Consider the following 13,313-nt stretch of genomic DNA (forward strand, 5'->3'; position numbering starts at 1 on the left):
GCCGCACCCTGTACCCAACCCTCATCGGAGACAAGAAAATGATGAAACTTCGCGCGGCCTGCGCGCTGGCCGCCGCCCTGGCCTGCGGCGCGGTCCTGGCCCAGGACCTGGGCGGCAAGCCCCTGACCCTGGTGGTGCCGTTCGCCCCGGGCGGCAACGCCGATATCGTGGCGCGCTCATACGCCGTTCCCATGGCCCGGCTGATCGGCGCGACCGTCGTGGTCGACAACCGCGGCGGGGGGGGCGGCGCGATCGGCACGGCCATCGTGGCCAAGGCGCCCGCGGATGGCAGCACGCTGCTTTCGGCGACGCCGGGCCAATTGGGGACCTTGCCGCACATGTTCAAGACCGGCTACAAGTCGGCGGACTTCGTGCCGGTGGGCGTGGTGAGCAAGACCTCGATCGCCCTGGTCGTCAAGCACGACGACGCGCGCTTCAAGACCACGGAGGAGTTCATCGCGTACGCCAGGCGCAACCCGGGCAAGCTCAACGTGGGCCATGCCGGACCAGGCTCGCCCAATCACCTGGCCATGCTCCAGTTCGAGAACGCGACGGGCACGCGCTTCACGCCCATCGCGTACAAGGGTTCCGGACCGGCATTGATCGACCTGTTGTCGGGCCAGATCGACGTCATATTCGACCAGGTGAGCAGCTCCCTGCCGCATCTGAAGGCAGGCAAGCTGTCGGCCCTGCTGATACTGGGCCCGACGCGCGACCCGAGCATCGGGCAGGTGCGCACGCTCAAGGAAGCGGGGCTGCCCGAGTTCGACGCCAGCACCTATATCGGCGTGCTGGCCCCCAAGGGCGTGCCGGCCGAGACCGTGGCAAAGCTGACGTCGGTCATCCGGCAGGTGGCCGACGACCCGGCCTTCGACAGCAAGCTGCGGGAAATCGGCAGCGGGGCGTTCTACGCCGATCCGGCCGATTTCGCCCGGATCCTGCAGGCCGACGAGGACCTGGCCAAGGCGATGATCCAGCAGGGCAGGCTGATCGATGGTTGAGCGCGCGCGCCTGGCCGAGGGCGGCGGTTGGGACTGCCATTTCCATGTCTTCGACGCCAGCCGCTACACGCTGGCGGCCGGCAGCGCGTACCAGCCCGAGGACGCCAGCCTGGCCGCCTTTCGCGGCGTGTGCCGCGCCCGCGGGATCGGCCGGGCGGTGCTGGTCCATCCGAGTGTGTACGGCGCCGACCACAGCAGTTATGAAGACGCGCTGGCAGCCAACGGCGACTGGCTGCGCGGCGTGGCGGTGGTCTATCCCGACGAGGCGAGCACGCCCGACGCCCGGATCGAGCACTGGGACCTGCTGGGCACCGCCGGCACGCGGATCAACCGCCTGTTTCCCGGCGCGCCGCAACATCCCGAACGCATCGTCGAGCGCGTCAAGCCCTTCGGCTGGCATGTCCAGGTGCTGACCGACATCGTCGAGGACATCGGCCTGGTCAGGCGCATCGCCGCACGCGATGTGCCCGTGGTGGTCGACCATTTCGGGCACCACCCGCATGCGCAGCTGCTGCGCAGCGCGGGCTGGCAGGACCTGCTTGCCTTGGTGCGGGAGGGGGCGGCCTGGGTCAAGCTGTCGGCGCCGTACCGGGTGGGCGCGCAAGGCCCGGCCTGGCCGGGCGCGCAGGCGCTGGTGGACCAGCTTGTACAGGCCAATCCGCGCCAGCTCGTGTGGGGCAGCGACTGGCCGCACCCGCCCGATCACCGGCATCCGTTCCCGGCGCCGGACCAGGCGGCGATCGGCGCGACGATCGCGCAATGGCTGCCGGACGCGCAACTGCGCCGCCAGGTCATGGAACTGAATCCGCTGCGCCTGTACGGCGGGACGCGCGCCGCCGGGCGCTGAGCGCCAGCGCGGCGCGGCAGACGGGTTGTTTACACTGGAGCGGCACATACACCCGCCCGGCCGCGGCCCTGCGCCGCGGACGCGGGCTTCGATGGAGCGAATGCCATGTTCAGTCATGTGACCGTGGGCGTCAGCGATCTGGCGCGCGCCGGACGTTTCTACGATGCGCTGCTGCAGCCGCTGGGGCTGCGCCAGCGGCAGACGCAGCCCGATGGCGGGCCGCCTTCGTTGTGCTGGGTGCGGGCCGGCACGAGCCTGCCGCGCTTTTTCGCCTATATGCCGTTCAACGGCCGGCCGCCCAGCCCGGGCAACGGCGCCATGGTGGCTTTCCTGGCGGAGACGTCGGAGCAGGTCGACCAGGCCCACGCGGCCGGCCTGGCCGCCGGCGGCAGCGACGAAGGCGCGCCGGGACCGCGGGCGCGCTATGGGCCGGGCTACTACGGCGCCTATCTGCGCGATCCCGACGGCAACAAGCTGCACGTCGTGCATCGCAGCGGCCCGGCCGCCGCGGGCTAGGCGCGGCGGCGCGGGGCGGGCGGGCGCTTCAGGCGCGGATCGCGCCGCGCTGGCGCAGCGCGTCCAGGCGCGTGGCGTCCAGGCCCAGTTCGTCGCGCAGCACCGCCAGGGTGTCGGCGCCGGCGTCCTTGCCCAGGCTGCGCACGGCGCCGGGGGTTTCGGACAGGCGCGGCACCACGTTGGGCACCGTGACTTCGCCCAGCTGCGGATGCGGCAGGCGCGCCAGCGCGCCGCGCGCCTGGAAGTGCGGATCGGCGAACACGTCGTCCACGCCGTAGATCTTGGCGTGCGGAATCTCGGCCTGCGTCAGGCGCGCCAGCACCGTGGGGCAGTCGTGGCGGCTGAACCAGTCCTGGATGGCCGCGTCCAGTTCGGCGTCATGCCTGGCGCGCTGGCCGGGCTCGGCAAAGCGCGGATCGTCGGCCAGCTCCGGCGCATCCAGGGCGGCGGCCAGGCGGCGGAACAAGGCATTGGTCAGCGTCGTGACGTGCACATAGGCGCCGTCGGCGCAGCGGTACAGGTTGTTGGGCGCCGACCCGGGCAGGCGCGAACCGGCGCGGTTGGCCACTTCGCGCAACTGGTCGTACGCCATGACGTGCGGCTCCATGAAGCTGAAGGCGCATTCGGCCAGCGCCGTGTCCACCACCTGGCCGCGCCCGGTGCGGCGGCGCGATTCGAGGGCCAGCAGCGCGCCGAACGCGCCATACAGGCCGGTGATGTAGTCGGACAGCGAGGTCGCCACGCGCGAGGGCGGCCGGTCGGGGTCGCCGGTGACCGAGCGCAGGCCGCTGTGGGCCTCGCCGATCACGCCATAGCCGGGCCGCCCGCTGTAGGGGCCGTCCTGGCCGTAGCCGCTGATGCGCACCATCACCAGGCCGGGGTTGGCGCGGCTCAGCACGTCGTAGCCGAGATTCCATTTCTCCAGCGCGCCGGGGCGGAAGTTCTCGATCAGGATGTCGGCGCGGGCGGCCAGTTCGCGCACCAGTTCCTGGCCGTCGGGCTGGCGCAGGTCGATGCTGACCAGTTCCTTGTTGCGCAGCAGGGACAGCGCATAGAGCGAATGGCCGCCCTTGTGGCGCCCCATGGAGCGCAGCGCGTCGCCCTCGGTCGCCTCGACCTTGATGACGCGCGCGCCGAAATCGGCCAGCAAGCGGCCGCAGAACGGGCCGGCGATGGTGGAGCCGAGCTCCAGCACGGTGTAGCCGGCCAACGGTCCGGCGCCGGCTGCGGGTTGGGTCATGAGTGGTGTCTCCTTGCCAGGTATCGGGGGGCGGTGCGGCGCGCGGGCTACTGCACTTCGAGCATCGCCACCACGTCGCCTTCGCCTATGGCGTCGCCTTTCTGCACGGTGATTTCCACCAGGCGGCCGGCGGCCGGCGCGTCCACGGGGATTTCCATCTTCATGGACTCCACCACGATGAGCGTTTCGCCTTCCTCGACCCGGTCATCGCCGGCCTTGAGGACTTCCCAGACGTTGCCGGTGACTTCGGATTTCACGGGGATTTTCTTCATGTCTATTCCTGAGAGGGTTATCAAGCAGTGAGCGCGGCCGGCGCGGGCTCGGCCAGGGTCCGGGCCACGATGCCGGTGTGCAGGCGGCCCTGGCGCCAGGGTTCGAAGGCCAGCGCGCGCGCCAGGAAGGGCAGGTTGGTCTTGACGCCGGCGATCTCGGTGTCGGCCAGGGCCTGCTCGGCGCGCGCGATGGCCTGGGCGCGATCGGCGCCGTGCACGATGATCTTGGCGATCATGGGGTCGTAGTGCGGGCTTACCGCGTTGCCGGCGCGGTAGCCGGTCTCGGTGCGCACCCCGGGCCCTTGCGGCAGCTCGAACACGGCCAGCGTGCCCGGCGACGGGATGAAGCGCACCGGGTCTTCGGCGTACACGCGCAGCTCGATGGCGTGGCCCGAGGGCTGCAGGTCCGCCGGCACCACGCGGTCCAGCCGCTCGCCGGCGGCCAGGCGGATCTGCGCCTGCACCAGGTCCAGGCCGGTAATGGCCTCGGTGACGGCGTGCTCGACCTGCAGCCGGGTGTTCATTTCGAGGAAGCTGTAGCGGCCCTGCTGGTCGCGCAGCATTTCCACCGTGCCGATCACGTCGTAGCCCAGCTCGGCCAGCAGCGCGGCGATGCGCTCGCCCAGCGCCTGCGTCTCGGCCGTGGGCACGCGCGGCGCGCGCGCCTCTTCGATGACCTTCTGGTGGCGGCGCTGCACCGAGCAGTCGCGCTCGTACAGGTGGCGCGCGTTGCCGTGGCGGTCGGCCAGGATCTGGAATTCGATGTGGCGCGGCTGCTCGAACAGCTGCTCCAGGTAGATATCGCCGTTGCCGAAGCTGCGCGCGGCCAGCGAGCGCGCGCGCGCCACCGCGGCCAGCAGCTCGGCTTCGCCCGCGGCGGCGATCATGCCGATGCCGCCGCCGCCGCCGGCCGGCTTGACCATCACCGGATAGCCGACTTCGCGCGCCGCCGCCAGCACGCCGGCCTCGTCCTCGCCCAGCACCGCCGACGACTTGCACATGGGCATGCCGTGGCGCGCCATCAGTTCGCGGGCGCGGGTCTTGTGGCCCATGGCTTCGATCCAGCGCGCCGCCGGACCGATGAAGACGGCGCCGGCCGCGTCCACGGCGCGGGCGAACCCGGCGTTCTCGGACAGGAAGCCATAGCCCGGATGCACCGCGTCGGCGCCGGTGCGCGCCAGCACGTCGAGCAGGGCGGCCTGGTCGAGGTAGCTCTGCGCGGCCGGCGCGGGCCCGATGCAATAGGCTTCGTCGGCCATCTGCACATAGGGCAGATCGCGGTCGGCCTCGGAGTAGACCACGACCGAGCGCAGGCCCATCTCGTGTACGGCGCGCGCCACGCGCGCGGCGACCGCGCCGCGATTGGCGATCAGGATCTTGTTCACGTCGGGCTCCTAGTAGCTGGTGGGCCAGGTGCGCATCAGGTGCTCGCCCACGCCGTTGGTCAGGCGCAGCCGGTGCACGCGCAGCAGGCGGATCAGCGTGTCGCGGGTGTCGGCCGGATTGATGACGTGGTGCGCCGAATAGGCCCCGCCCATCTCCCAGGCCGAGGTGTCGCGCTCCATCTCGGCCAGGCGCGCCGCGTAGGCGTCCGGATCGCTCTGGGCGGTCAGGCCGTGCACGATGGTCACGCCCGAGCGCGGGTCCATGAAGTTGACTTCGGCGGTGGCCCAGGCGATGACTTCGTCGGCGTTGCCCGCGCCGCCCATGTTGAGCACCGCCTGGCCGTAGGTCTTGCGCATGATGATCGAGATCTTGGGCACGCTGACCAGCGACAGGGCGTTCATCCAGTTCATCACGCGGCCCACCGCGCCGCGCCGTTCGCCTTCCACGCCGATGAGAAAGCCCGGCTGGTCCGCCATGAACACCAGCGGGATGTTGTACGAGTCGCACAGCACCATGAAGCTGGTGGCCTTGTTGCAGGCGTCGACGTCGATGGCGCCGCCCTTGGCCTGCGGGTTGCTGGCGATGATGCCCACGGTGTGGCCGTCGATGCGCGCCAGCGCGGTGACCACCGAACGGCCGTAGCGCGCCTTCAGTTCGAACAGGCTGTCGTTGTCGACGATCAGCGACAGGATCTTGCGCACGTCGTACACCTTGGTGCGCGACTCGGGCAGGATGTCCAGGATGCGGTGGCCCTGTTCGCCCGAGCCGGCGGGAACCGGCCGCACCGGCGGCGCTTCCATGTGGTGCGAGGGCAGGTAGGACAGGAAGCGGCGCACCGCGTCCAGTGCCTCTTCGTCGCTGTCGACCGCCATGTCCACCAGGCCCGAGCCGCTGGTCAGCATTTCCCAGCCGCCCAGTTCCTCGGGGTCCACCGCCTCGGTAATGGCCATGGAGGTCAGCTTGACGCTGGAGACCGCCATGATGGCGCCCTTGCGCATGACCGCGAAGTCCGCCAGCACCGCGTACCAGCTCGACGAGCCGTAGCAATGTCCCAGCACCGCCGAGGCCCAGGGCGTCTCGCGGGTGCGGCGGTACTGGGTGGGACGGTCGCCGCTGCCGATGCCGCGCGCGCCCATGGTGTCGGGCATGCGCGCGCCGGTGGACTCGCCCAGGAACACCATGGGCAGGCCGCGCCGCGTGGCGTTCTTGACCATGTGCCCGATCTTGCTGGTGTTGACCGAGCTGCTGGAGGCGCCCATGACCGTGAAGTCATTGGCGACCAGCGCGATGTCGCGGCCGTCGACCTGCGCGTAGCCGGCGATCTTGCCGTCGGCCGGGGTGCGGTCGCGCACCTCCGGGCGCACCGATACCGCCAGCAGCCCGGACTCCAGGAAGCTGTCGGCGTCGACCAGGCGGTCGATCCGTTCGCGCGCGTTGAGCACGCCTTCGGCGCGCCGCCGCGCCAGTTTTTCCTCGCCGCCCATGGCGCGCGCGCGCGCCTCGCGTTGGGCCAGTTCTTCGATCAAGGTTTCGAATGCCATCTTCTGCGCTTTCCTTCCATGCGTGTGTCGTGATCGGCCGCGCGGCGGCCGCCTACTGCTTGAACAGCCCCGGGTTGGCCTTGACGAACTCGGACGCGTTGTGGGCGTCCCGGACGATCAGCTCGGCCAGCGCCTGCGGGGTGGACGATTCCAGCTGGTAGCCTTCGTCGCTCAGGCGCTTGTTGATGACGGGGTCGCGCACGAAATCGCGCGACAGCGCCGCCATGCGTTCGACCACCTCGGGTGGCGTGCCCTTGGGGCCGAAGACGCCATACCAGTTGGAGAAGTCGGACTTCGACATGCCGCTCTCGAGCATGGTGGGCGTATCGGGGAAGGCATCGCTGCGCTTGCCGGAGGTGACAGCCAGGGCGCGCAGCTTGCCGCTGCGCACGAACGAGGCCAGCACCGGCACGTTGGCGATGACCAGGTCGACCTGGCCGCCCATCGCGTCGGCGGCGGCCTGGGCGCCGCCCTTGTACGGGATGTGCGACAGCCTCATCTCGGAGCCGCGGTTGAGCATGCCGACCTGCAGGATCAGCGAGGCGCTGGAGATCGAATACTTCTCGGGATCAGTGCGGGCCAGCTTGATCAGTTCGGCCGCGTCGCCGCCCTTGAACTTGGGGCCGGCGGCCACCAGGCAGGGCACCCGCGTCAGCAGGCTGATGGGCGCCAGGTCCATGGCGGGGTCGAACGGCGGCACCGGACCGGTGGCCTGGTTGGTGGCCAGGCCGTCGATGCCCACCAGGAAGGTGTAGCCGTCGGGCTTGGACTTGACCACGTAGTCGCTGCCGATATTGGTGGAAGCGCCGGGACGGTTCTGCACCAGCACGGGCTGCTTGAGATGCTCGCGCAGGTAGTCGGCGTATTCGCGCGCCAGGCGGTCGGTGGTGCCGCCCGGCGCATACGGCACGACCAGCGTGATCGGCTCGGCGGGCCAGGCGCGCGGCTGCGCGGCGGCTTGCGGGGTGGGCGTGGCCAGCGCCAGGAAGCAGGCCAGGGTGCCCGCGTAGCGGGCCAATCTGCGATCCGACATGTTGTCTCCTCATGTCATGTGCTCTTCTGGTGAGGAGACAATACGAAGCCTCGCTATATTAGTCAAGTTACTTTACTAAAAATAGTAAAGCAGATTTACTATTGTGGCATTCTTGCCGCCAAGGAGAAAGCCCATGCGAGAGGCAGACGCAGGTCCGGGCAGGGGGGTGGGGCCGGGGATTGGCCGCCGCTTGGGGGATAATGGCGCGGTCGCCATCCCACGTATACCCATGATCAGCAAAAAACAGTTCGCCACCCTGCAGGCCTCCCGGCAGCGCGGACTCAGCCGCCTGCTGTTATTGGCCAGGCGGGTGTTCCTGGAGCGCGTCGCCGAGGCCATGGCGGCCTCGGGCCTGCAGCCCATGCCCGACGCTTGCGTGATGATCCTGCCCTATATCGACCTGGAAGGCACCCGCAGCACCGTGATCGCGCAGCGCGCCAGCACCACGCGCCAGGCGGTGGGCCAGGTGGTGGCCACGCTGGAAGCCATGGGCCTGGTCGAGAAACGGCCCGACGAGGCCGACAAGCGCGCGGCGGTGGTGTCCTTCACCGACGCCGGGGTGCGCTACCTGATCAAGATGCACGACGTGATCGACCGGGTCGAGAACGAGTTCGCCCAGGCCAGCGGCGAGGGCGACATGGAAATCGTGCGTCGCACGCTGGCGCGCATCGCGTACGGAGCCTGAGCGCGGCCGTGGCGGCATGGGGCCGCGGCGGTGTGCCTGTCCCCGCTGGGACAGGCACACCGCCGGGGCAGGTTCAGGAAATCCGGTCGCACAGCCCGTAGTAGGCCACGGCCAGGCCGATGTACAGGCGCTTGAGCCCGTGCAGCGGGATCGGCGCGATGGGGGTGACGGGATAGGGCAGCGGTTCGCCGCCGCTGATTTCGCGCGCCAGGTAGTTGCCCATCTGCGTGGCCAGCGCCACGCCGCGGCCGTTGTAGCCCAGCACGATGCGCAGGTTGGGCGAGGGCTGGTGCACGTGCGGCACGAAGTCGCGCGTCAGCGCCACGCGCCCGCTCCAGCGGTGCACGAACGGCGTGTCGGCCAATTGCGGATACAGCAGGCGCGCGCCGCGCACCAGATGGTTCCAGTCGGCGTCCGATACGGGGTCGGCGAAGCGGCCGCGTCCGCCCAGGATGAAGCGGCGGTCGGCGTCGCGGCGGAAGTACAGCAGCAGCCGCCGCGAGTCCGAGGCGACTTCGCCGCCGGGCAGGATGGCCGGCGCCAGGGCGGGATCCAGCGGGCTGGTGGCCACGATGAAGCTGTTGGCGGCGATGACGGTGCGCCGCAGGCCGGGCCACAGGTCGTCGGTGTAGGCGTTGGTGGCGATCAGCACGTGCTCGGCGCGCACGCTGGCGCCTTGCGCGCAGCGCACCAGCCAGCGGCTGCCCTCGCGCTGCAGGGCCACCACCGGCGACTGGCCGTGCACGGCCGCGCCCAGCGACAGCGCGGCGCGCAGCAGGCCGCGGGTGTAGCGCAGCGGCTGGATGCTGCCGGCGCGCCGGTCGATCCAGCCGCCCAGGAAGCGCCCGGTGCCCAGGCGCCGCGCCACGTCGCCGGCGTCCAGCTCGGCCACGTCGGCGCCGCGCGCGCGCCACTGGCGCGCGCGGGCCAGCACGGCATCGAGCGCCTGGCGCGAGTGCGCCGGCTGGATCCAGCCGCGCCGCACCGGATGGCAGTCCAGGCCGTATCTGTCGATCAGGTCGAACACCGTGTCGGCGGCAGTGCCCACCATGTGCAGCAGCGGCTCGCCGCGTTCGCGGCCATGGCGCGCCAGGATCTCGTCCGGATCGTGCTTGATGCCCGGGATGACCTGGCCGCCGTTGCGCCCGGAAGCGCCCCAGCCGGGGTCGCGCGCCTCCAGCACGCAGGCGCGCAGGCCGCGTTCGGCCAGGTGCAGGGCGGCCGACAGGCCGGTGATGCCCGCGCCGACGATGGCCACGTCGCAGTCGGCGTGGCCGGCCAGCGGCACCGTGGCCATCGCGGGCGCGGCAGTGTCCGTCCACACGGAGCGCATGGCGTCGTACGGCAGGGGCGGGGGCATGGCGGGATCAGGCCTGTGGCGTCGTGGGGAAGTCGAAAGGCGTGTCGTGCGCGAAGCGGCTCAGCACATTGGCGGTGATGCGCGAGATGTTGTTGTCGTAGCCGTTCCAGGCCAGCGAGGCGCCCCAGGTGATCGAGCCGGTGGAGAACACCGCGCCGCCGTTCAGGCATTCGTAGAACAGCAGGTCGGCGTAGCAGTACTTGGCTTCCTCGCCGTTGATGGTGGGGTGGTGGTAGGTGGTCTCCTCGGGCACCACGTTGTAGTAGCGCGTGTGCTTCTCCGAGCGCGCCACGATGAGCGCGTGCGGCGGCGTGCCCAGGCGGAAATCGGCGCGGTCGATTTCGTCGCCGGCGGCGCCGCCGCCGCTGCTGCCGAAGTCGCCGATGATCTCCTCGCTCACGCCGTCGAACATGAAGGCGACCCGCGGGTCATGGCTTTCCGGGCGGCGGCGGTAATATGACGAGGCGTCGAAGCCGGTGGCGGTGGTGCCGATGCCCACCAGCGTCTGCGGCGCGATGCCGATGCGCCGCCAGGTGCCGCCGTATTCGCCGTTATAGCTGTGGTAGCTTTCGCCGGCCGGGGTCTCGCTGTAGCGCGCGCCCGTTTCGGTGCGGCGCAGCTCCATCAGCCAGGGCTTTTCGGGGTGGTAGGCGCAGCGCCAGTAAAAGCCGTTGCCGCCCATGTACATCAGGCGCCCGCCCTGCGCCTGGTAGGCGACCATGGCCTGCCACATGCGCGTGCTCCAGTACTCGGGGTGGGCGCCGGTCATGACAGCGCGGTAGCCCTGCAGCGCGGCCAGGCCCTCGGCGTGCAGCATGTCGTCGGTGATGACGTCGTACTCGAAACCCTTTTCGTCGAGCCAGTCCAGGAAGTGGGTGTCGCCGTTGAGCGACCAGGTGCGGCACTGCAGGTGCATGCTGAACACCGGCCGGCGGCGTGTGGCGTAGTACACGCCATAGCCGTCGGAGTGGGTGTCGTACATGGACAGGCCAAGCTCGCGGTGTTCGCCCAGGTAGGTCTCCCAGGGATAGAGCACCATGAAGTTGCCCGATTTCATTTCCATGCCTTCCTCGTCCAGGCGGTAGTGCGAGTTCGAGTAGGCCATGTAGGTGGCGGTCGAGGCGAGAAAGGCGATGCGCTTGCGCGGCGCGCCGGCGCGCGGGCGCACCACGAAGGTGATGCGCTCCTGTTCGCCTTGGGCGCCGGTCAGCCGCGCGGCATACAGGCCGCTGGGCAGGTTGGCGGGAATCTCGAGGCTGAAATCGGTGTCCCAGTTGGCGTCTTCCAGCGTGTCGTCATGGAAGTGCAGCGCGCCGTAGTGGTCGGGGCCGTCCTGCCAGCGCATGATGCTGGCGTCCCAGCGCAGGCCGGGTACGGCGCGCGCGGGCAGGTTCTCGATGCGGCCCTCGGCCCAGGGGATGGCGGTGTTGACGATCACGTCGCTGTCGATGCGCAGGCCGAAGTCCCAGGCGGCCAGCGGCGGCGCGCCGTGGCGGCGCCGCGCCGCTTCCACCCGCAACTGGGCCAGGTCGGCGTCGCCGGCGCGGCACGGCAGCAAGGTGGGCGAATCGATGCGGCCGTTGTAGTGGTGCAGGTAGGCCGGCGCGCGGCCGCCGCTGGGACGGGCGCCGAACACCACGGGCAGCGCGTCGGTGGCGCCAGCGGGCAACGGGCTCCAGCGGACGCTGGCCTGGTCGTGGCTGTTGGCCGCCAGCAGCGGGTTGGCCGGCACTTGGCGCAGCGTCACCTCGCCGCTGTCGGCGTCGATGTCGACGGCCACCAGATACCATTGGCGGGCCACCACGGCGCGCGCCAGCGTCAGGCGGCGAGCCTTGCCCGCCTGCGCCTGCTCCCAGAACAGGCAGCCGGCCTTGTCCAGGCCCAGGGCGTAGCCGGTGCCGGCGGCGCCGTCGTGGCGCGCCAGGATGATCTGCTCATGGCCGCTTTGCGGCAGCGTGGGCATGATGGCCAGCACCCAGCTCCTGGCGCCGCGCGCCGGTTCGGCAAAGGGCGGCGCGACCGCGCGCGAGCCGGTCTCGGTGTGTTGCGGGCGGCCTTGCACGCCGCGCGCGATGCCGGCCAGTGCGACGGTCTCCTTCAGGCCGGGCGCGCCCGGCGAGACATCGCCGCTGCGGATGCGAACCAGGTCGGCGTCGTAGCGCAGCGCGCGGGCGCAGCTGACCTTGAATTCGATGGTTTCCCCGGGAGCGACGGTCCAGGTGCTGGGGTAGCCAAGTATCTCGTACATAGGGGTTCCGGAAGAGGCGTTGGATTCGATGGCGCAGCGGCGGCGGCGGGCCGGGACTAGTCCAGGCCCACCGGCCAGGGATAGGGCGAGTGGATGGCCCAGCGGATCTTGAGAATGGCCCACTGGGCCTCGGCCAGCGTGGCGTAGCGTTCGGCGTGCAGCGCCACGGGGTCGCCGCGCCGCTCGCCCAGGGTGCCGATGGCGTACTCGCTGTAGGGCCGGGTGCACACGATGACCTGCTTGCCCGCCATGGGCTCCATGCGCAGGCGGTTGAGCAGCCGGTTCAGCTTGAGCGGCCGCGTCTTGGTCGTGGTGGTGCGGAAGTGCCTGAGCAGTTCGGCATCCTCGGGCTGGATCTCATACATGGACGGTCTCCGGTAGGGGGGCGATGTCAGCGCTCGCGCTGCGGGGCGGCGAACAGCTCCAGCCCCACGGTGCGCTCGAGCAGCAGCACCAGCGAAAGCGTGAACAGGATCAGGAAGGTGGCGATGGCGGCGATGACCGGGCTGGCGCTTTCCTGGATCTGCGTCAGGATGCGCACCGGCAGGGTGTTGACGTCGGGGGCGATGAGGAAGATCGTCACCGTGGCTTCGTCGAACGACACGATGAAGCAGAACAGGAAGGCCGTGATCAGCCCGGGCCGCAGCATGGGCAGCGTGACGGTGCGCAGCACCTGCAGCGGCGTGGCGCTCAGGCTCATGCTGGCTTCCTCCAGCGCCGGGTCCAGCTTGCGCAGCGCGTTCAGGATGGGCCGGTAGGCAAACGGCAGGGTGATGATGCAATGCGCCAGCACGATACCCAGGTAGGTGCCGCCGATGCCCAGCAGGCCCAGCACGCCGAGAAAGGCCACGCCCAGCGCGGCGTTGGGAAACACCAGCGGCAGCATGATCAGGGTTTCGAGCAGCCCGCTGCCGGCGAAGCGGCGCCGCGCCAGCACCAGCGCGGCCAGCAGGGCCGCCGTGGTGCTGATCAGCGCCACCCCCAGCGCCACCGCGGCGCTGACCAGCAGCAGCGAGATCCATTGCCAGTCGGTGAAGAACTCGACATACCAGCGCAGCGACAGCGCATCCAGCGGCACCGAGAAATAGCCGCTCTGGGTGAACGACGAGATGGCGACGATGACGATGGGCAGCGGCAGGAAGCCGAACAGCAGGCACAGCAGCAGCAGGCGGGCGGTCTTCATC

13 protein-coding genes are annotated in these 13,313 nt (G+C 70.4%); 4 read left to right on the top strand and 9 right to left on the bottom strand.

The window, feature by feature from the left end:
- Positions 1–38 precede the first annotated feature (38 nt).
- The 3 genes from EL288_RS11500 to EL288_RS11510 all read left to right on the top strand — a co-directional run bounded on the left by EL288_RS11500 (position 39) and on the right by EL288_RS11510 (position 2,364).
- Positions 39–1,001, top strand: coding sequence for a tripartite tricarboxylate transporter substrate binding protein (locus EL288_RS11500; RefSeq protein WP_003811636.1), 963 nt, complete (start codon positions 39–41; stop codon positions 999–1,001).
- Positions 994–1,848, top strand: a complete 855-nt coding sequence (locus tag EL288_RS11505) for an amidohydrolase family protein (RefSeq protein WP_126621932.1) — start codon at positions 994–996, stop codon at positions 1,846–1,848. The genes EL288_RS11500 and EL288_RS11505 overlap by 8 nt, the downstream gene beginning before the upstream one ends.
- A 105-nt stretch (positions 1,849–1,953) precedes the next feature.
- Entirely contained in the window at positions 1,954–2,364 is a 411-nt protein-coding gene (locus EL288_RS11510) for a VOC family protein (RefSeq protein ID WP_003811632.1), read from the top strand.
- A gap of 28 nt (positions 2,365–2,392) precedes the next feature.
- Here EL288_RS11510 and EL288_RS11515 read toward each other — a convergent pair whose 3' ends face one another.
- The 5 genes from EL288_RS11515 to EL288_RS11535 are packed head-to-tail and all read right to left on the bottom strand — an operon-like array spanning position 2,393 to position 7,836.
- On the bottom strand, positions 2,393–3,604 hold the full coding sequence (locus EL288_RS11515; protein ID WP_003811630.1) for a CaiB/BaiF CoA transferase family protein: 1,212 nt from the start codon (positions 3,602–3,604) through the stop codon (positions 2,393–2,395).
- A gap of 47 nt (positions 3,605–3,651) precedes the next feature.
- Positions 3,652–3,876, bottom strand: a complete 225-nt coding sequence (locus EL288_RS11520; RefSeq protein WP_003811628.1) for an acetyl-CoA carboxylase biotin carboxyl carrier protein subunit — start codon at positions 3,874–3,876, stop codon at positions 3,652–3,654.
- Positions 3,877–3,896: 20 nt separating this feature from the next.
- A complete protein-coding gene (locus EL288_RS11525; protein WP_003811625.1) occupies positions 3,897–5,261 on the bottom strand; it encodes an acetyl-CoA carboxylase biotin carboxylase subunit in 1,365 nt (454 codons plus the stop codon).
- Between the two features lie 9 nt (positions 5,262–5,270).
- On the bottom strand, positions 5,271–6,803 hold the full coding sequence (locus tag EL288_RS11530) for an acyl-CoA carboxylase subunit beta (RefSeq protein ID WP_003811623.1): 1,533 nt from the start codon (positions 6,801–6,803) through the stop codon (positions 5,271–5,273).
- Between the two features lie 52 nt (positions 6,804–6,855).
- Positions 6,856–7,836, bottom strand: a complete 981-nt coding sequence (locus tag EL288_RS11535) for a Bug family tripartite tricarboxylate transporter substrate binding protein (RefSeq protein WP_003811621.1) — start codon at positions 7,834–7,836, stop codon at positions 6,856–6,858.
- Positions 7,837–8,065: 229 nt separating this feature from the next.
- On the opposite strand from EL288_RS11535, the gene EL288_RS11540 reads away from it, so the two are divergent.
- Positions 8,066–8,521, top strand: coding sequence for a MarR family winged helix-turn-helix transcriptional regulator (locus EL288_RS11540; protein WP_225665643.1), 456 nt, complete (start codon positions 8,066–8,068; stop codon positions 8,519–8,521).
- A 73-nt stretch (positions 8,522–8,594) separates the two neighbouring features.
- On the opposite strand, the gene EL288_RS11545 is transcribed toward EL288_RS11540, so the two are convergent.
- Genes EL288_RS11545 through EL288_RS11560 form a run of 4 tightly spaced genes read right to left on the bottom strand, consistent with a single transcriptional unit; the run spans position 8,595 to position 13,312 of the window.
- Positions 8,595–9,881, bottom strand: coding sequence for an NAD(P)/FAD-dependent oxidoreductase (locus EL288_RS11545; RefSeq protein WP_126621933.1), 1,287 nt, complete (start codon positions 9,879–9,881; stop codon positions 8,595–8,597).
- A 7-nt stretch (positions 9,882–9,888) separates the two neighbouring features.
- Entirely contained in the window at positions 9,889–12,129 is a 2,241-nt protein-coding gene (locus EL288_RS11550) for a N,N-dimethylformamidase beta subunit family domain-containing protein (RefSeq protein ID WP_126621934.1), read from the bottom strand.
- A gap of 56 nt (positions 12,130–12,185) precedes the next feature.
- Positions 12,186–12,494, bottom strand: coding sequence for a small subunit of N,N-dimethylformamidase (locus EL288_RS11555; RefSeq protein WP_003811614.1), 309 nt, complete (start codon positions 12,492–12,494; stop codon positions 12,186–12,188).
- A 26-nt stretch (positions 12,495–12,520) separates the two neighbouring features.
- On the bottom strand, positions 12,521–13,312 hold the full coding sequence (locus EL288_RS11560; protein WP_003811613.1) for an ABC transporter permease: 792 nt from the start codon (positions 13,310–13,312) through the stop codon (positions 12,521–12,523).
- Position 13,313 lies beyond the last annotated feature (1 nt).

The organism is Bordetella bronchiseptica (assembly GCF_900636925.1).
GTDB lineage: Bacteria > Pseudomonadota > Gammaproteobacteria > Burkholderiales > Burkholderiaceae_B > Bordetella > Bordetella pertussis.